Annotated in this window: 17 protein-coding genes and 2 tRNA genes; 5 read left to right on the top strand and 14 right to left on the bottom strand. The window is 63.0% G+C overall.

The features are described from left to right. Positions 1 to 15: 15 nt before the first annotated feature. Entirely contained in the window at positions 16 to 1,431 is a 1,416-nt protein-coding gene (locus ACE4RL_RS16170; protein ID WP_375598130.1) for an FAD-binding oxidoreductase, read from the bottom strand. A gap of 124 nt (positions 1,432 to 1,555) precedes the next feature. Here ACE4RL_RS16170 and ACE4RL_RS16165 point away from each other — a divergent pair, with 124 nt between their 5' ends. Together ACE4RL_RS16165 and aroC are read left to right on the top strand one after the other, a co-directional pair. Further along, positions 1,556 to 2,197, top strand: a complete 642-nt coding sequence (locus ACE4RL_RS16165; RefSeq protein ID WP_375598129.1) for a histidine phosphatase family protein — start codon at positions 1,556 to 1,558, stop codon at positions 2,195 to 2,197. Positions 2,198 to 2,245: 48 nt separating this feature from the next. Next, positions 2,246 to 3,364, top strand: a complete 1,119-nt coding sequence (gene aroC / locus ACE4RL_RS16160) for a chorismate synthase (protein ID WP_375598128.1) — start codon at positions 2,246 to 2,248, stop codon at positions 3,362 to 3,364. A gap of 60 nt (positions 3,365 to 3,424) precedes the next feature. Here aroC and ACE4RL_RS16155 read toward each other — a convergent pair whose 3' ends face one another. Then, positions 3,425 to 4,342: an MBL fold metallo-hydrolase gene (locus ACE4RL_RS16155; protein WP_375598127.1), complete on the bottom strand. Its 918-nt coding sequence runs from the start codon at positions 4,340 to 4,342 to the stop codon at positions 3,425 to 3,427. A gap of 92 nt (positions 4,343 to 4,434) precedes the next feature. Between ACE4RL_RS16155 and ACE4RL_RS16150 the strand changes: the two genes are divergently transcribed. Then, entirely contained in the window at positions 4,435 to 5,049 is a 615-nt protein-coding gene (locus ACE4RL_RS16150) for a biotin transporter BioY (protein ID WP_375598126.1), read from the top strand. Between the two features lie 164 nt (positions 5,050 to 5,213). Here ACE4RL_RS16150 and ACE4RL_RS16145 read toward each other — a convergent pair. Then, a tRNA-Pro gene (locus tag ACE4RL_RS16145) sits at positions 5,214 to 5,290 on the bottom strand. A gap of 171 nt (positions 5,291 to 5,461) precedes the next feature. On the opposite strand from ACE4RL_RS16145, the gene ACE4RL_RS16140 reads away from it, so the two are divergent. Continuing rightward, positions 5,462 to 5,536 (top strand) — tRNA-Gln (locus tag ACE4RL_RS16140). Positions 5,537 to 5,803: 267 nt separating this feature from the next. Here ACE4RL_RS16140 and phnE (ACE4RL_RS16135) read toward each other — a convergent pair. The 11 genes from phnE (ACE4RL_RS16135) to phnG all read right to left on the bottom strand — a co-directional run bounded on the left by phnE (ACE4RL_RS16135) (position 5,804) and on the right by phnG (position 15,306). Beyond that, complete coding sequence (phnE, locus tag ACE4RL_RS16135; RefSeq protein WP_375598125.1) at positions 5,804 to 7,162, bottom strand: phosphonate ABC transporter, permease protein PhnE; 1,359 nt, start codon at positions 7,160 to 7,162, stop codon at positions 5,804 to 5,806. An 11-nt stretch (positions 7,163 to 7,173) separates the two neighbouring features. Next, complete coding sequence (gene phnE / locus ACE4RL_RS16130) at positions 7,174 to 8,145, bottom strand: phosphonate ABC transporter, permease protein PhnE (protein WP_375600302.1); 972 nt, start codon at positions 8,143 to 8,145, stop codon at positions 7,174 to 7,176. Positions 8,146 to 8,213: 68 nt separating this feature from the next. Continuing rightward, on the bottom strand, positions 8,214 to 9,122 hold the full coding sequence (gene phnD, locus ACE4RL_RS16125; protein WP_375598124.1) for a phosphonate ABC transporter substrate-binding protein: 909 nt from the start codon (positions 9,120 to 9,122) through the stop codon (positions 8,214 to 8,216). Between the two features lie 58 nt (positions 9,123 to 9,180). Then, entirely contained in the window at positions 9,181 to 10,008 is an 828-nt protein-coding gene (gene phnC / locus ACE4RL_RS16120; protein ID WP_375598123.1) for a phosphonate ABC transporter ATP-binding protein, read from the bottom strand. A 211-nt stretch (positions 10,009 to 10,219) separates the two neighbouring features. Next, on the bottom strand, positions 10,220 to 10,834 hold the full coding sequence (locus ACE4RL_RS16115) for a DapH/DapD/GlmU-related protein (protein WP_375598122.1): 615 nt from the start codon (positions 10,832 to 10,834) through the stop codon (positions 10,220 to 10,222). Further along, complete coding sequence (gene phnL / locus ACE4RL_RS16110) at positions 10,831 to 11,532, bottom strand: phosphonate C-P lyase system protein PhnL (RefSeq protein WP_375598121.1); 702 nt, start codon at positions 11,530 to 11,532, stop codon at positions 10,831 to 10,833. The genes ACE4RL_RS16115 and phnL overlap by 4 nt, the downstream gene beginning before the upstream one ends. Positions 11,533 to 11,534: 2 nt before the next feature. Beyond that, positions 11,535 to 12,311, bottom strand: a complete 777-nt coding sequence (gene phnK / locus ACE4RL_RS16105) for a phosphonate C-P lyase system protein PhnK (protein WP_375598120.1) — start codon at positions 12,309 to 12,311, stop codon at positions 11,535 to 11,537. Further along, a complete protein-coding gene (locus tag ACE4RL_RS16100; protein WP_375598119.1) occupies positions 12,308 to 13,174 on the bottom strand; it encodes an alpha-D-ribose 1-methylphosphonate 5-phosphate C-P-lyase PhnJ in 867 nt (288 codons plus the stop codon). Before ACE4RL_RS16100 ends, phnK begins: the two co-directional genes overlap by 4 nt. Beyond that, entirely contained in the window at positions 13,171 to 14,256 is a 1,086-nt protein-coding gene (locus ACE4RL_RS16095) for a carbon-phosphorus lyase complex subunit PhnI (protein WP_375598118.1), read from the bottom strand. Before ACE4RL_RS16095 ends, ACE4RL_RS16100 begins: the two co-directional genes overlap by 4 nt. 1 nt (position 14,257) lies before the next feature. After that, positions 14,258 to 14,854, bottom strand: a complete 597-nt coding sequence (gene phnH, locus ACE4RL_RS16090; protein ID WP_375598117.1) for a phosphonate C-P lyase system protein PhnH — start codon at positions 14,852 to 14,854, stop codon at positions 14,258 to 14,260. Continuing rightward, positions 14,854 to 15,306 (bottom strand): phosphonate C-P lyase system protein PhnG, encoded by a 453-nt coding sequence (gene phnG, locus ACE4RL_RS16085; RefSeq protein ID WP_375598116.1) that lies wholly within the window; start codon positions 15,304 to 15,306, stop codon positions 14,854 to 14,856. The genes phnH and phnG overlap by 1 nt, the downstream gene beginning before the upstream one ends. Before the next feature lie 79 nt (positions 15,307 to 15,385). Here phnG and phnF point away from each other — a divergent pair, with 79 nt between their 5' ends. After that, positions 15,386 to 16,111 carry a phosphonate metabolism transcriptional regulator PhnF gene (gene phnF / locus ACE4RL_RS16080; RefSeq protein ID WP_375598115.1) on the top strand — a complete coding sequence of 242 codons (726 nt, stop codon included), beginning with the start codon at positions 15,386 to 15,388 and terminating at the stop codon, positions 16,109 to 16,111. Position 16,112 lies beyond the last annotated feature (1 nt).

Here is a 16,112-nt window from a genome sequence, read left to right as displayed (position 1 = left end):
TGACCGGCGGCGCGGCTAACCCAGCAATTTCCCCGGATTGAGAATCCCGTTCGGGTCCAGCGCCGTCTTGATTGCCCGCATCATCTCAAGCGCCACTGGATCCTTAACCTGTCGCAGCAGCTCTGTTTTAAGCTGTCCGATGCCATGTTCGGCCGAGACCGAGCCGCCCAGTTTGAGCACCACCTCATAGATGATCTCGTGCATGGCCTCGTCATACTCCGCCATGAAGGCCTTGGGATCGGCGCCGACGGGCATCGAGAAATTGAAGTGAATATTGCCATCCCCCATATGACCGAAGGGCACGGGGCGAATGCCGGGCGCGAATTCTTCTGCCGCTGCCGATCCCTCGGCAATCAGCGCCGGCACAGCAGCAATGGGCACTGAAACATCGTGCTTGATCGAGGCGCCTTCGCGGCTCTGGCACTCGCTCATCTGCTCGCGGAATGCCCACATGCGGGTGCGGTCAGCGAGGGCCTCGGCCATTACCGCGTCGGAAATGAGCGTCTTGTCGAAAGCCGCCTCCAGCGCCGACTGCAGGGCGCCCGGCTCCGTGCCGGCCATACGGGTCAATTCGATCAAGGCATACCAGGGCGAAGCGCTCGCGGTCGGGTCCTTGTCCAGCATGCCATGGCGAAGCTGGATGTCGAGCCCAATCCAGGGGATCAGTTCGAACGCGTTGAGGCGCGAGCCAACGCGTTCACGCATCAGCTGAAACAATTCCAGTGCCGCTTCGGGAGAGGCCACGTTGACGATGGCCGTCTCATAGTCCTGGGGCAGGGGATAGAGCTTCAGGCTTGCAGCCGTGATGATGCCGAGCGTGCCCTCCGCGCCCACCAGAAGATCCTTGAGGTCATAGCCGGTATTGTCCTTCTTGAGCGCGTTGAGCCCCCGATAGAGCCGCCCATCCGCCAGCACGGCCTCGACCCCCATGGTCAGTTCGCGCGCATTGCCATAGGCCAATACGTTGACGCCCCCGGCATTGGAGGACAGCACGCCGCCAATCCGTGCCGAGCCTTGTGACGCCAGCCAGAGCGGGAACATCGCCCCCTCGGCTTCTGCCGCCTTGTGAGCGTTCTCAAGGATCACCCCGGCTTCTGCGGTCATCACACCGGCACCCGCATTTATCGAGCGGATGCGATCGAGCTTGTGCAGACTCAGGATCACCTCGCGACCCGAAAGCGGCACCTGCGCACCGACCAGCCCGGTATTGCCGCCCTGCGGAACAATGCCGACATGGTTCTGGTTGGCCCACGCCATCACTTTTTGAACTGCTTCCACGCTGGGCGGCATTACGATCGCCGAAGCGGTCTGGTGGAAGCGCTTGCGCGGCTCGTTGAGCCAGGCACCCATCTTGTCCGTGTCGGTCACAACCCCATCGCTCCCGACAATTCCGATCAGAGCATCGCGAATTTGGGTGGCGGTGAGGGGCATGTCAGAACTCCAAAACAGATGAGCTATGAGGGCGTTGCGCTTGCTTGGGCGGTCTAGGGTGTGCCACAAGCAAGCCACAGACTCCAGACGAACAAAGGCCGTGCCTTTTGGCGCGGAAGTGTCCATGACTGCCCCTTCCTGGCCAGATTTCTATTTCGCGCGCCACGGCGAAACCGACTGGAACCGCGAACAGCGCTATCAGGGCAGTCGGGATATCCCGCTCAACCGCACCGGCCAGTTGCAAGCCGACGCCAATGGCCTGCTGCTGCGCGACCTGCTGGAACGCGACGGTGTTGACCCCGCCTCGCTGAACTGGTTTGCATCCCCGCTGAGCCGGGCGTCCGAAACCATGGACCGCATGCGTGCCGCCTTCGATATCGATTTGCCGCCGGTCATTCACGACAAGCGGCTGATCGAGATTTCCTTCGGCGATTTCGAAGGGCGCCTGCACGCCGAGATTGCCCGTGAGCATTCCGCCCTCGCGCCCGGCGAACGCGACGAGAGCTATTGGCGCTTCCGCCCCGAAAACGGCGAGAACTATGACGATGTCGCCGCTCGCCTGCTCGACTTCGCCCGCGAACTGACCCATCACGCTGTGGTCGTCGCCCATGGCGGTGTGCTGCGCGTGCTGCGGCACCTTGTCGAGGGCACGCCGCGCGGCGATGTGCTCAACTGGCCGCCGCCGCAGGGTGTGATTGCCCATTTTTCCGGTGGCCGGATGACGCTGCATGCGGCCGAGAACACCTGGGACGAACCGGTCGATTGACCTGACGCCTCGGCCTGCCTAGAACGCTGGCAACCACGGGGCCGCGCCATGTCTTTCAATACGTTCGGGCATCTTTTCCGTTTCACCACCTGGGGCGAAAGCCATGGGCCAGCGCTGGGGGTCGTGGTCGACGGATGCCCGCCGGGCATCGCCCTCACCCCCGAGATGATCCAGCGCGATCTCGACCGCCGCAAGCCGGGACAATCCAAATTCACCACGCAGCGGCGCGAGGCCGATGAGGTGAAAATCCTCTCAGGCGTGTTCGAGGATGAACGCACCGACGGCCCCCGCACCACCGGCACGCCGATTTCGCTGATGATCGAAAATACCGATCAGCGCTCCAAGGATTATTCGGAGATCCGCGACAAATATCGTCCCGGGCATGCCGACTACACTTATGACCAGAAATACGGCATCCGCGATTATCGCGGCGGTGGCCGCACTTCTGCGCGCGAGACCGCTGCCCGCGTGGCAGCCGGGGCCGTGGCGCGGCAGGTTCTGTCAGGTGTCAAAATTCGTGCAAGCCTGGTCCAGATGGGCCCACACAAGATCGATTACGCCAATTTCGATTGGGCGCTGGTCGATGAGAATCCCTTCTTCTGCGCCGACGCCAAGGCGGCACTCCTGTGGGCCGATTATCTCGACGCGCTGCGCAAGGAGGGCAATTCGGTGGGCGCGGTCATCGAGGTCGTGGCCGAAGGTGTTCCATCTGGCTGGGGCGCGCCGATCTACGGCAAGCTCAGCGCCGATCTGGCCTCGGCCATGATGAGCATCAACGCGGTCAAGGCGGTGGAAATCGGCGCTGGTTTCGAGGCCGCGAGCCTGACCGGTGTTGATAACGCCGATGAGATGCGCTCGGGCGAGGACAAGCCCTATTTTCTCTCCAACCATGCCGGCGGCATCCTGGGCGGTGTCTCCAATGGCGACCCGATCGTGTGTCGATTTGCGGTCAAGCCGACCTCGTCCATTCTGACCCCGCGCCAGACGGTCACCACGGCCAATGAAGATGTCGACATCATCACCAAGGGCCGCCACGACCCCTGCGTCGGGATCCGCGCCGTGCCGGTGGGCGAAGCCATGATGGCTTTGGTCCTTGCGGATCACATGCTGCGCCACCGGGGACAGACCGGGCGCGAGGGTGGCGTAGGGTTTCAGCGGAACGGGTGAGTATCAGCCGGTGCCGCCTCTCCATTAGGGAAGAGGCGATCACTCCGGCGTCTGCTGCCCTCAGGCCAATTCCAATCGCCTCCCAAACAGGCCCCGCGTCGCCCGCAGCTGCCCCTGCGCTTGCAGATATTCCACATGCGCCTTCATGGTCATGCGGGCCGCCATCCGCACTTTGGCGGGCTGGCGCGGATAGATAGCATCGACCACTGCGCCAAGGGTTCGCGCCCCTGCGCTCACGGCATCGAGCAGCTGCTGGTTGCGCATCTCACGATGCGCCTTGAGCGCTGCCGCATGGGCCACCCCATCGGCAATCTCACCTCCATGCGCGGGCAGATAGCGGCGGTAGGGCAGGGCGATGACCTTGTCCAGCGAGGCAAAATAGTCCGCCATCGAACCATCTGGCACGGAAACCAGTGTGGAATTCCAGCCCATGACATGGTCGCCGGAAAACAGCACATCGCCGTCCGCCACGCCGAAAGCCAGATGATTTGCGCAGTGGCCCGGCGTGGCGTGCACCCGCAGAACCATGTCCCCCAATTCAACGAGCGCGCCGTCGGTGAGTACCCGGTCCGGCACGAGATCCCAGTCACATGAGCGCCGGATCGGATTGACCTCGAATCGGCGCAAGGGACGCGAGAGGCGGTGCTGTCCGCCAAACCACAGCGGGGCACCCAGCCGCCGGCCAAGTGTTTTGGCCAATGCGCTGTGGTCGCGATGGGTATGCGTGAGCAGAATTGCTGTCACCTGCCGCTCGCCTATGGCGGCGGTCAACGCGGCCTCGTGTGCCTCGTCCTCTGGTCCTGGGTCGATCACCGCAAGCCTCTGGTGTCCCACAATAAAACTGTTGGTGCCGGTGAAGGTGTAGGGGGATGGATTGGGTGCGGTTACCCGAACTATGCCCTCTGCCACAGCGACGGCCTGACCGGTCTGGGCATCGAATTGGCGGTCGAACTGAATCCGTGGGGGAGTGGGAGCCATTGCGTGCCGTGTAACGAAACCGTAATAAGCGTTGGTCCGGACCAGACCGCCCTGGGAGGGGGTCGGTCCCTATCAATTACGGAAGGTATGAAATGGCTGTGACTTTGACCACGCCCAACACGCTGCTCGGTGCATTCCAGCCCAAGGGCAACGTCGCCAAGCTGGCAACCAATGCCGCTATCGTCCTCATTGGCACCATGCTGATCACCGCTGCCGCCAAGGTCAATGTCCCAGTGTGGCCGGTTCCGGTGACCCTGCAGAGCTTTGCCATTGCTGCGCTCGCCGCCGCTTTTGGCATGCGCATCGGTGTCGCAACCGTCGCCGCATACCTTATTGAAGGGGCAATGGGCCTGCCTGTCTTCGCGACTGGCGGCGGCATGGCTTACCTTGTGGGGCCCACCGGCGGCTTCCTCATCGGCTTCCTGGCACAGGCCGCCATCATCGGCTACGCCGCTGACCGCGGCGCTTCGGGCCGTCCCCTGGCCCTATTCGGCGCCATGCTGGTGGCGACCGCTGTGCTCTATGCCTTCGGCTTTGCCTGGTTGGTGATGATGGCAGGTCAGGCCGCATGGGTTGATCAGACCAATGTGGTCGCCTCCGCCTTTGCCAAGGCCGTGCAGCCCTTCCTCGTCTGGGACACTCTCAAGATGGCCTTCGCGGCCCTGACCGTGACCGGCCTGTGGAGGATGTTCGGCGGTAAGCGCTGAAGTCACCCGCCACAATGACAGGGGCCGGTCGCAAGACCGGCCCTTTTTTGTTGGTGCGTGCTGCAGCTGCGGCTTGCGGTCCGTCGTAGCATCGGCCGGAAACTAGCCCGACGATCGGCATGGCCCAAAACAAAAACCCGACGTCCGAAGACGCCGGGGTTGATTGGTCGGAGTAGCAAGATTCGAACTTGCGACCCCCTGCTCCCGAAGCAGGTGCGCTACCAGGCTGCGCTATACTCCGTCAGAACCGCGACATCTCGGAAAGTGCGGATCGGCCGTGCCGACCCTGTCGCGATGTGGCGGCTTTATAGCTGTGGTCTTTTCCCTGTTCAAGCGCTTGTCACAACCTTTTATCGACCATGCAGATCGTGTTGCACAGCACGTGCGAACCGTGTAGGAACCGGCACCAAGTTGGGGCGTCGCCAAGTGGTAAGGCATCGGTTTTTGGTACCGACATTCCCAGGTTCGAATCCTGGCGCCCCAGCCAGAAATCTTCTTGGTGGTTGTTGCGCGCCTGTGTGTGCCCCGAACTGGCCATTCAAATGGCCTTTGCTATTTCCCTAGAGCTTTTGATAGCCCGGCCGGGGGCGCCCGCAACGGAAGCTTCGGCCGCGAGGCTCAGCGCGACGGGTTTGACGGTGCGACCCTGCGTACATCCCACGGCCTTTGCCTCCCGGCGCGGCGGGACCTCGCCGGGGCGCGAACGGTCTCGGGTGCACCAGGTATGGTGAGCCTCCGCGGTCAACTCAGCTGACTAGCGGTGCTCTCTGCCCGGTGCGCCAATCAGGCGGGTGCGGATGGCGGCGCTCAGATTGTCGAAGACGAATACCACCAGCAGGATCAGCACGACCATATAGGCGACATTTTCCCAGTCCTGATTGGTGCGCATGGCTTCGAGCAGTTTCAGTCCGATACCGCCGGCGCCGACGGCACCGATAATGGTGGCGCCGCGGATATTGGCTTCCCAGAAATAGAGGGTCTGGGAAATGATCACTGGGGCGATCTGGGGCATGATGCCGAAGCGGTTGACCTCTGCCGGGCTGGCACCAACCGAGCGGATGCCCTCGCGCTGCTTGTCGTCGATGTTCTCGATGGCCTCGGAATAGAGCTTTCCGAATGTGCCCGTATCCGTCACGAAAATCGCGGCGATGCCCGCCAGGGGGCCTGGGCCAAAGCCGCGCGTGAAAACCAGCGCCCAAATCAACATGTCGACCGAGCGGGTGAAATCGAAGAAGCGCTTGGTGATCCAGTTGGCCGGGCGGGAGCTGGTGACATTGCGGGCGGCAATGAAGGCCAGCGGAAAGGCGAGGCAGGCAGCGAATAGCGTGCCGACAAAGGCCATGACGATGGTCTGGGCGAGCTTGTTGAACACGTCCCCATGCTGCCATTCCGAATTGGTGAGGAATTCGGACCAGGCCAGGGTGATGTTGGGCTGATCGGGGTCAAACCGTTCGCCGCTGGTCACGCTGGCCAGCAATTCGGGCGCGCTCATCCCCCAGAAGGGGGAGCGCGTGTCGAAGAAGAAGTTCTCCCAGCCCAGGAAACGGCGACGGATCAGAACCTGCGTGGCGCGAATTTCCGCGCTGCCGGCAAAGCCATACTCGACTGTGACGCGGCCATTGCGCTCGCTCATGGCGGCTGGCGCATCGGCGGGCAGGAGCGCGGCATCGCTCTCAAAGGCAATGTCATAGGGGACGCCGCCGACAAAGGCGGTGACACCGGCGGACGAAATGTCCACGCGATTGCCGGCCGAGCCGAAGCTGACTTCATGGTTGCCATCGGGCAGCACGGCAAGCCAATCCGGATCAGGATTGTCACCCAGCGGCGAAAAACGCTGATATTCAATTTCTGTCGAGCCATCATCCCGGAAGCGGAAGCGCGGCTGGGCTTCCCAGCTGATCCAGTCGGCCATGTAGATGCCGGCGCGCTCCCACCTGCCATTGGCGAGCTTGTCCCCGACTTCGAAGAAGTTCCAGCAATAGACCAGATAGAGCAGGGCCCCGGCGATCAGCAACAGACCACCCCAGCGGGTGCCGAAGCTGCGGCTGAAGACCTCGGGATGGGCGTTGCGGAGACGGTTGCGTTCCTGGGGCGAGAGGGTCGACACAGACATGGCGATTGCTCCTAGGCCCCGAACTGGAATGCGGCATTGCCCACCAGGCGCCGACGCAGCCAGCCCGAGAACTGGTCAATGGCAACGATGGTGAGGAACAGCAGGATGACGATGGCGTAGGTCTTGGCCGCATGGTCGCGACCGATGGACTGGCGGAACACTTCGCCAATGCCCCCTCCGCCCACCGCCCCGATAATGGTGGATGCACGCACATTGATTTCGGTGCGCAGAAGGAAATAGGACACAAAATTGGGCATGACCTGGGGCGCGATGGCGAAGCGCACGCGCTCAAACCAGTTGGCGCCGACCGAGCGCAGGCCCTCATCGGGCTTCATGTCCGCGTTCTCGACGACCTCGAAGAACAATTTGCCCAAAGCCCCCACAGTATGCACCGAGACCGCAAAGATCGCGGCTATCGGGCCGAGCGAGAGAACGGCGGCCATCATGCCGGCCAGCACGATCTCGGGAAAGGCGCGCATGAGTTCAAGCAGGCGGCGCACGAACCAGCGCAGCGGTGCGGCAACACCCAGATTGGACGCGGCAACAAAGCAGAGCAGAAAGGCAAAGAAACCCCCGATCAGCGTCGAGGCGAAGGCGATATTCACCGTCACCAGCATCTCGTAGAAATATCCGGGGATGTAGAACTGGGTGCCGAACAGATAGTGGCGACCCACCTCGTAATCATACTTGAACGAGCCATCGGCATAGGGCGATGGCAGATCGAACAGGGCCCGCACGATCTCAAAAGGATCGTCGGGCACGAAATTCTTGATGAAGTCGAACAGATAGGGCAGCCGTTCGAAGAACTTGCCCGAGCTGGCATCGTTGGCAAAAATCAGCGACCAGGCCAGCGCAATGGCCAAGGCAGCTATGGTCAGGAGCGAATAGATGCGCCGCGTGCGCACCAACTGGGAATAGTGCCGATGGATCGTTTCGGCGCTGGTGTGGGCAGAACTTTCTGCCGCCGCTCCGCTGCTCGCCATATCCGTCATGCCGATCTCCAAACAGACGATCGGCCGGCCCCGTAGAGGAACCGGCCGACACAGGGGGATTAACTGCCGATGGTGGCCTTACGGGCGTCGATGATCGGCTGGTAGAAGCTGGCATCGACTTCGACGAAGCCGTTGTAGTCGCCCGACTGAGCAGCACGGAAGCAGTCGTAGTCCGTTTCCGGCAGGGCCATCATGAAGGACTTGATGGCGTCCTTGGCGTCCTGGTCCATGGACGAGCGCAGCACGATCGGGCCGTTCGGGATCAGCGGCGACTGCCAGATCTGAACGACGTCTTCCATGTCCAGCATGCCCTTGTCGACCATCGACCGGACATTGCCCGAGGTGTAGCCCTCGGAGAACTCACCCACACCCGAAGCCCAGGTCACGCCGGCATCGAACTGACCATCGAGAACGGCCAGGACATTGTTCTCATGGCCGCCGCCAAAGCCGGTTTCGCTGAAATATTCGTCAACCGGCATGCCGATATCATTGGGCAGCGTGACGAGCGGGATCAGATAGCCCGAAGTGGAGTCGGGATCGGCAAAGCCCAGGGTCTTGCCCTTCATGTCGTCGATCGAGGTGATGCCCGAGTCAGCACGGGCGAGCATGACCGAGTAGTAACCGGTCGAGCCATCAGTCTGTTCGGTGGTCAGGATCGGCTCGACAGCTTGAGCATCCTGCAGGTAGATCGCAGCAAAGGCGGAGGCGCCCAGTTCGGCATAGTCGAGGGTGCCGCCGAGCAGGCCCTGGATGACGCCGTTATAGTCGGCAGCCGGGAAGAGCTGCACATCGTCATAGCCCAGTTCGGACTTCATCAGGTCGACCAGGCACTGATTGTCACGCAGGCGGTCGGCTTCGTTTTCGCCGCCGAGCAGGCCGATGCGCAGGACATTGGCGTCCTGGGCAAGAGCGGGAGCGGCGAGGGAGAGGGCGACAGAGGCGAGGAGCAGTTTACGGATCGCGGACACGGGAGTTCTCCTTTGGTGACGCGGGGATGGACCAGCCTGCCGGATAGGGGCGGCAGGCTTAGGGAGCCTGCTGGGCATTGGTGGGCGTGCGCGGCAGGAACTGGACGGGCGCGATGGACGTCGAGGTCATTGCCTCGGAGAAGGCCTCTTTGAGGCCATCGGCGCCGTAGATGGAGCGGGCAACATCGGTGGTCAGTTCGTCGGGCGTTCCGTCGAACACCACCTTGCCGGCGGCCATGCCGATGATGCGCTCGCAATAGGCGCGCGCGGTATCGAGCGTGTGGAGGTTGGTAATGACCGTGATGCCTTCGGCATTGATGTCGCGCAGGCTGTCCATGACGATCTGGGCATTGCGCGGATCGAGGCTGGCGATCGGTTCATCGGCCAGAATGAGCTTGGGCTGCTGCATGAGCGCGCGGGCAATGGCGACGCGCTGCTGCTGGCCGCCCGACAGGGTCTGCGCCCATTGCGTGGCCGTCTGGGCGATGTCGAGCCGTTCCAGAGCCTTGAGCGCTTCGAGCTGCTCGTCGCCGGAAAACAATTGCAGCAGGTTGAGCGCCGGGTTGCGACCATTCAGGCGTCCCAGCATCACATTGGTGATCACGTCCAGGCGGGGCACCAGGTTGAACTGCTGGAAGATCATGGCGCAGTCGCGCTGCCAGTTGCGCAGGGCCTGGCCGCGCAGCTCCGACACCTTCACGCCGTCATATTCGATATAGCCGTCGGAGACATCGTTGAGGCGGTTGATCATCCGCAACAGGGTCGACTTGCCAGCGCCCGAACGGCCGATAATGCCGACCATCTGCCCATGCGGGATTTCCAACGACACGTCGTTGACGGCGGTCTTGTCGCCGAAGCGTCGTGTAACGTGAGAAATCTTCAGCATGGCGGAGCCCCCGTCATTTGTTCGGGAATGACCTAGGGCTCCGATGTGACGTCAGAACAACACTATGACGACGCTTGTGTGACGATATGAACTAATTGAATCAGCTTGCTTATTTCTGTCGGAAAGCAAGAGCATGCCGCAGGCTGAGGCCTGCTGCATGATGATTTTGCAACAATTTGCGCTCTTTTGGGGCTGAGCTCTCCTGGGCGGGCTAGGCCTCGTACTTTTCCAGGAACGCCTCGATCGGCAGACTGCGGAAATCGGGCAGGGCGCGATGGAGCTGATCGTGATCCCAGTCCCACCACGCCAAGGCGTCGAGCCGGGCAGCAATCGGGTCGGCAAAACGCTGCCTGATGGCGCGTGCCGGAACGCCCACGGCGATGGCAAAGTCGGCAACGTCCCTGGTCACGACAGCATTGGCCCCGATGATGGCGCCATTGCCGATCGTCACACCGGGCATGATCACAGCGCCATGTCCGATCCAGGTATCGTGGCCAATGGCGATCTCGTTCTCGGCACGCCATGCAAAGAAATCGGCGTCGTCGGTTTCGCCCTCGAAATACATGGCCGATCGATAGGTAAAGTGATGCAGCGAAGCCCTCTGCATGGGGTGCATGGAGGCATAGATGCGCACATTGGCCGCGATATTGGAGAATTTGCCGATGGTGGCATAGGCGATCTGCGTCCCGCCCACGCAATAGGAATAATCGCCCATGCTCGACCAGGCGACATGGCAATGCGCCCCCACCTCGGTATAGCGGCCCAAAGTGGACTGGGTGACCTTGGCCGTCTCGTGAACGAACGGCGTTTCGCTGAGTTTCTTCATGCCGCTGCTCGCGGTGCAAAGGCAGTAACATCGACGATCCGATCGGCCACGGCCGCCCGGACTTCTTCGTCATGGAAAATGCCGAGCATGGCCACGCCATCGGCTTTTTTCTGCGCGATCATGGAGACAACGACGGCCCGATTGGCCGCATCCAGCGATGCGGTAGGCTCGTCGAGCAGCAGGATCGGGTGATGGGTGATAAAGCCGCAGGCTATGTTGACGCGCTGCTGCTCGCCGCCGGAGAATGTCGAGGGCGGCAGGTTCCACAGGCGCTCGGGCAGGTTGAGCCGGGCGAGCAAAGCGCCGGCCCGCTCGTGGGCTTCTGCCTTGCCGGCCCCGCGGACCACCAGGGGCTCGGCCACAACATCGATGGTTGAGACCCGCGGCACGGTGCGCAGGAATTGGCTGACATAACCGATCGTGTCGCGGCGCAAGGTGAGGACGGTGCGCGGATCGGCACTGGCCAGATCGACCAGCGCTTCGCCCTGGCGCACCAGAACCTCGCCGCTGTCCACGCCGTAATTGCCGTAGACCATCTTGAGAATGGAGCTCTTGCCGGCCCCCGAAGGGCCGCCCAGCACCACGCATTCCCCAGCGTCCACTTCGAACGTGACATTACTGACCACCGGAAGGCGGACGCCGCCGCGCAAATGCATGGTGAAGGTCTTGTCCAGATCGCGGACGGATAAAGCCGGCATGATTACACCTGCAGGATCGAGGAAACGAGCAATTGGGTATAGGGTTCGCGCGGATCGTCGAGCACGCGATCGGTCAGTCCGGCCTCTATGACATAGCCGCCCTTCATGACCATCATGCGGTGCGAAAGGAGCCGGGCGACGGCCAGGTCGTGGGTCACCACGATGGCGGCCAGGCCCAGTTCGCCCACCAGCTGGCGCAGCAGATCAAGGAGGCGCGCCTGCACCGAAACGTCGAGCCCCCCGGTCGGTTCATCCATGAAGACAAGGCGCGGTCCGGTCACCAGATTACGGGCGATCTGCAGGCGCTGGCGCATACCTCCGGAAAACGCCCGGGGCTGGTCGTCTATGCGATCGGCGGCAATTTCCACCCGGTCCAACCAATCGAGCGCGGTAGCCCGGATGCGGCCATAGTTTCGATCGCCCACTGCCATCAGGCGTTCCCCGACATTGGCGCCGGCCGACACCGTCATGCGCAGGCCATCGGCCGGGTTCTGATGCACAAAGCCCCAGTCCGTGCGCGTAAGGAAGCGACGCTCGGCTTCGGACAGCTCATAAATATTGCGCCACTCCCCGCTGCGCATGCGGTAGAGGGTTTTGCCGGCGCTGGGTTCGAGGGCGGCTGAGAGCGTGTTGAGCAAGGTGGTCTTGCCCGAGCCGCTCTCACCAACAATGGCAAGGACCTCGCCGGGCCAGAGTTCAAAATTGACATCGGCGCAGCCCAGCCGGGCGCCATAATAGCGGGTCAGGTTCTCGACGCGCAGAAGCGGTTCGCCACTCATTCTGCTGCCTCCTGCCGGCCTACATGGCCTGCCTCGCGCCGCTCCTCGCAATGGTCAGTGTCCGAGCAGACATACATGTGCCCGCCCTTGTCATCGAGAATGACCTCGTCGAGATAGACCCCCTCGGCCCCACACAGCGCGCAAGGCGCCTCGAAGTGCTGGATGGTGAAGGGGTGATCCTCGAAATCGAGGCTGACCACCTCGGTATGGGGCGGGACCGCGTAGATGCGGTGTTCGCGCCCGGCGCCGAACAATTGCAGCGCCTCGGACCGGTGCATCTTGGGATTGTCGAATTTCGGCGTCGGTGACGGGTCCATCACATAGCGGCCCTCGACCTTGACCGGATAGGCATAGGTCGTGGCGATCCGGCCGTGCCGGGCAATGTCCTCGTACAGCTTGACATGCATGAGGCCATATTCCTCGAGCGCATGCATTTTCCGCGTCTCGGTTTCGCGCGGTTCGAGGAAGCGCAGCGGCTCGGGAATCGGCACCTGATAGACGAGGATCTGCCCAGCCTCGAGCTTGCGCTCGGGAATGCGGTGGCGGGTCTGGATGATGCTCGCCTCGGTTGTGCGTGTGGTGGTTTGCACCTGCGCCACCTTGGCAAAGAAGGCGCGGATCGAGACAGCATTGGTGGTGTCGTCGGCGCCCTGGTCGATGACCTTGAGCACATCGTTCCGGCCGATGATCGAGGCCGTCACCTGTACGCCGCCGGTTCCCCAGCCATAGGGCATGGGCATTTCGCGGCTGGAAAAGGGCACCTGATAGCCGGGAATGGCCACGGCCTTGAGAATGGCGCGGCGGATCATGCGCTTGGTCTGCTCGTCGAGATAGGCGAAATTGTAACTGGCAGCCGCGTTCATTCTGCAGCCTCCCGGCTCTGGGCCTCGTGTTCGGCGCGCATCCGCCGGATCAGCTCGAGTTCCGCCTGGAAGTCGACATAATGCGGCAGCTTGAGATGCTCTACGAAGCCGGTTGCCTGCACATTGTCGGCATGGGCAATGACGAATTCCTCGTCTTGGGCCGGGGCCACGATGTCCTCGCCAAATTCGCGCGCCCGCAGCGCGCGGTCACACAGCGACATCGACATGGCCTTGCGCTCCGCCTGGCCGAAGACCAGGCCGTACCCACGGGTAAACTGGGGCGGCACCTTTGCCGAACCCTTGAACTGGTTGACCATCTGGCACTCGGTGACACGAATGCGTCCCAGGCTCACGTGGAAACCCAGTTCGGGAACGTCGAATTCCACCTCGACTTCACCGATGCGGATTTCGCCGACAAAGGGGTGGGTGCGGCCATAGCCGCGCTGGGTGGAATAGCCCAGGGCCAGCAGAAAGCCTTCATCTGCGCGGGCCAGGGCCTGCAGGCGCAGGTCGCGACCGAGCGGAAATTCGAGCGGCTCGCGCGTCAGGTCTCCCACGACATGACCCTCCTCAGCGTCGCCATCGGGTTCCATCAGGTCTTGTTGTCCAAGCAGGTCGGTCACGCGCGGCGCCGCCTCGGTTGCGCCCTCCCGAAGCACGGGGGCATCGGTTTGGGCTTCAACAATGGAAGGGTCGAGCAGGCGGTGGGTATAATCGAAGGTCGGGCCGAGCATCTGGCCGCCTGGCAGGTCCTTGAAGGTCGCTGAAACCCGCCGCTCGATCAGCATGGCGCCGGTATCGACCGGCCGCGAATAGCCGAAGCGCGGCAGCGTGGTGCGATAGGCCCGGACCAGGAAGATGGCTTCGATCAGGTCGCCGCGCGCCTGCACGATAGCCAGGGCCGCCAGTTCCCGATCATAGAGCGAGCCCTCGCCCATGGCGCGGTCGACGGCCAGCCCAAGCTGCTCGACGATCTGGTCGAGGCGCAAAGCTGGCACGCTGCGATCGCCACGGCGCCGGTCGGCGAGCAGGCGATGGGCATTGGTAATGGCGGCTTCGCCACCCTTTACGGCAACGTACATATCAAGCCTCCACTATTCTGGTGCTGCGGGGCAGGCCCAGGACCTGATTATGCGCAACCAGGAACAGGTCGACACCGCGCGGAAAGAGGGCATGGTTTGCCGCCCAAAGATCGGTGAAATTGGCCGGCAAGCCCAGCGCCGCGAAGGTCTGGGTGTCGCGAATGCCCGGCCCGCGCAGGATGCAGCCGGGGCCGCCCGACAGGGCCTCGACATGCATGACCAGCGTGGTCGAGCGGTCCGGATATTCCTGGGTGCCAGCATTGCACAGGGCAAGTTCAGGCAAAGCGTCACCTTTGGCGACGAAGGCAAACTGGGCGGCCTGGATGTCGGTGGTGACCGGGGCGCCGGTGTGGAAGCCGACATAGGTGCTGGCGGCCTGGTGGTTCAGGGACGGCGAGAGCCAGACCGAAGTGTCGTGATCACAAAGCGCGAGCAGAACTGCCGCTAGTTCGCTGGACAGGGCACTGACCTCGTCGGCGCCCGGCGGCAAGGGCTGGAGTGTGCCCGGATGGGCAAGGGCATCCAGCACGGCCCGGAAGATCGCCTGAGCATCATGCACGGGATCGGCGAGGCCGCTTCCAACTTCCTGATTGAGCATCAATTGTCTCCCCGCACCATTGTGAAGAAGTCGACCTTGGTGGCTGCGGTCTGGCTGTGGCGGGTGGCATCCGCAGCCTCGGCCAAGGCGGCGAGTGGGGCGATGATTTCGGCGTCGACGCGGACCCGATCCCGCTGACGCAGCGCGTCGATCACCGCGATGGTCTCGGCCTTGTCGAGATCGCGGCCAAGGCAATAGCCGTGGCCAATCTCCCCGGTCTCAAGCCGGACGCTCGCGCGGCTGACCGTTGCCTCGCCCAGGTTAAACGGGGCGCCGCCGCCACCAGTCCGGCCGCGCACCATGACCAGCCCGGTTTCCGGGCCCCGCAGCCGGACATGCGCCGGTGCCGCGCCGAACGCATCCCATTGGCTGGCCAGGGCCCGGGCCGTTGCAGCAGCCAGAACATCCAGGGCCCGTTTGCGGTCAGCCTCAGCGGCCGGAATTTCCACCATAGTGCTTGCCTCGATTTGTCTAATATAATAGACAACTAATATCACTAAGTCCGCTCTACGCCGCTCGTGTGAAAATGCAATGACAAAATCGCAGAATGCATCTGGCGGGGTGGCCCTGTGGCGCCAGATTGCCGACGCCATCCGGCTCGACATCGTCGGGGGGAAGCTGGCCAATGGCGACAGACTGCCCACCGAAGCGCTGCTGGCAGAGCGCTTCTCGGCCAATCGCCACACTGTCAGGCGTGCGCTGGCCGTGCTCGCCGAGCAGGGCGTCGTCGTTGCCGAACAGGGGCGCGGCACGTTCGTCCGCTCCATTGCGCGCCTGTCTTACCCGATCGGCAAGCGCACGCGCTTCAGCGAAGGCCTGAGGGGCCAGGCCAACGCCCTGTTGTCATTCGGCGTCGGTGACAAGATCGAGAACGCCAGCGCCCGGATCGCGAAGGCCCTGGGCATCCGGGCCGGGGCAAAGGTGGTGCGCAGCGAAGGGGTTTCGACCGCCGATGGTGCGCCAATTTCCCGCTCGACGACCTGGCTGCCGTTCCAGCGCTTTCCCGACTTTGCCACCCGGCTGGCAGAACTGCGCTCCACCACCGAAGTCTTCAGGAGCTACGGGATCGAGGACTATTCACGCGCCTCCACGCGGATTTCAGCCCGCCACGCCGATGTCGAGGAATTGCGCGCGCTCAACCTGGCGCCGGGGGCCATCGTACTGGTTTCGGAGGCGGTGGACATCGATCCGGAGGGGATTGCGCTCTCCTATGGCCTCAGCCGATTTCCGGCCGAGCGCATGGAACTGGTAGTCTAGC

The sequence above is a fragment of the Devosia polycyclovorans genome (assembly GCF_042181575.1).
Lineage (GTDB): Bacteria > Pseudomonadota > Alphaproteobacteria > Rhizobiales > Devosiaceae > Devosia > Devosia polycyclovorans.
This window is presented reverse-complemented; position numbering and strand designations above follow the sequence as displayed.

What these genes read in the sequence shown, in the direction of transcription:
- ACE4RL_RS16170 (WP_375598130.1), bottom strand. Translation starts at nt 1,431, where the DNA reads ATGCCCCTCACCGCCACCCAAATTCGCGATGCTCTGATCGGAATTGTC.
- ACE4RL_RS16165 (WP_375598129.1), top strand. Translation starts at nt 1,556, where the DNA reads ATGACTGCCCCTTCCTGGCCAGATTTCTATTTCGCGCGCCACGGCGAA.
- aroC (WP_375598128.1), top strand. Translation starts at nt 2,246, where the DNA reads ATGTCTTTCAATACGTTCGGGCATCTTTTCCGTTTCACCACCTGGGGC.
- ACE4RL_RS16155 (WP_375598127.1), bottom strand. Translation starts at nt 4,342, where the DNA reads ATGGCTCCCACTCCCCCACGGATTCAGTTCGACCGCCAATTCGATGCC.
- ACE4RL_RS16150 (WP_375598126.1), top strand. Translation starts at nt 4,435, where the DNA reads ATGGCTGTGACTTTGACCACGCCCAACACGCTGCTCGGTGCATTCCAG.
- phnE (WP_375598125.1), bottom strand. Translation starts at nt 7,162, where the DNA reads ATGTCTGTGTCGACCCTCTCGCCCCAGGAACGCAACCGTCTCCGCAAC.
- phnE (WP_375600302.1), bottom strand. Translation starts at nt 8,145, where the DNA reads ATGGCGAGCAGCGGAGCGGCGGCAGAAAGTTCTGCCCACACCAGCGCC.
- phnC (WP_375598123.1), bottom strand. Translation starts at nt 10,008, where the DNA reads ATGCTGAAGATTTCTCACGTTACACGACGCTTCGGCGACAAGACCGCC.
- ACE4RL_RS16115 (WP_375598122.1), bottom strand. Translation starts at nt 10,834, where the DNA reads ATGAAGAAACTCAGCGAAACGCCGTTCGTTCACGAGACGGCCAAGGTC.
- phnL (WP_375598121.1), bottom strand. Translation starts at nt 11,532, where the DNA reads ATGCCGGCTTTATCCGTCCGCGATCTGGACAAGACCTTCACCATGCAT.
- phnK (WP_375598120.1), bottom strand. Translation starts at nt 12,311, where the DNA reads ATGAGTGGCGAACCGCTTCTGCGCGTCGAGAACCTGACCCGCTATTAT.
- ACE4RL_RS16100 (WP_375598119.1), bottom strand. Translation starts at nt 13,174, where the DNA reads ATGAACGCGGCTGCCAGTTACAATTTCGCCTATCTCGACGAGCAGACC.
- ACE4RL_RS16095 (WP_375598118.1), bottom strand. Translation starts at nt 14,256, where the DNA reads ATGTACGTTGCCGTAAAGGGTGGCGAAGCCGCCATTACCAATGCCCAT.
- phnH (WP_375598117.1), bottom strand. Translation starts at nt 14,854, where the DNA reads ATGCTCAATCAGGAAGTTGGAAGCGGCCTCGCCGATCCCGTGCATGAT.
- phnG (WP_375598116.1), bottom strand. Translation starts at nt 15,306, where the DNA reads ATGGTGGAAATTCCGGCCGCTGAGGCTGACCGCAAACGGGCCCTGGAT.
- phnF (WP_375598115.1), top strand. Translation starts at nt 15,386, where the DNA reads ATGACAAAATCGCAGAATGCATCTGGCGGGGTGGCCCTGTGGCGCCAG.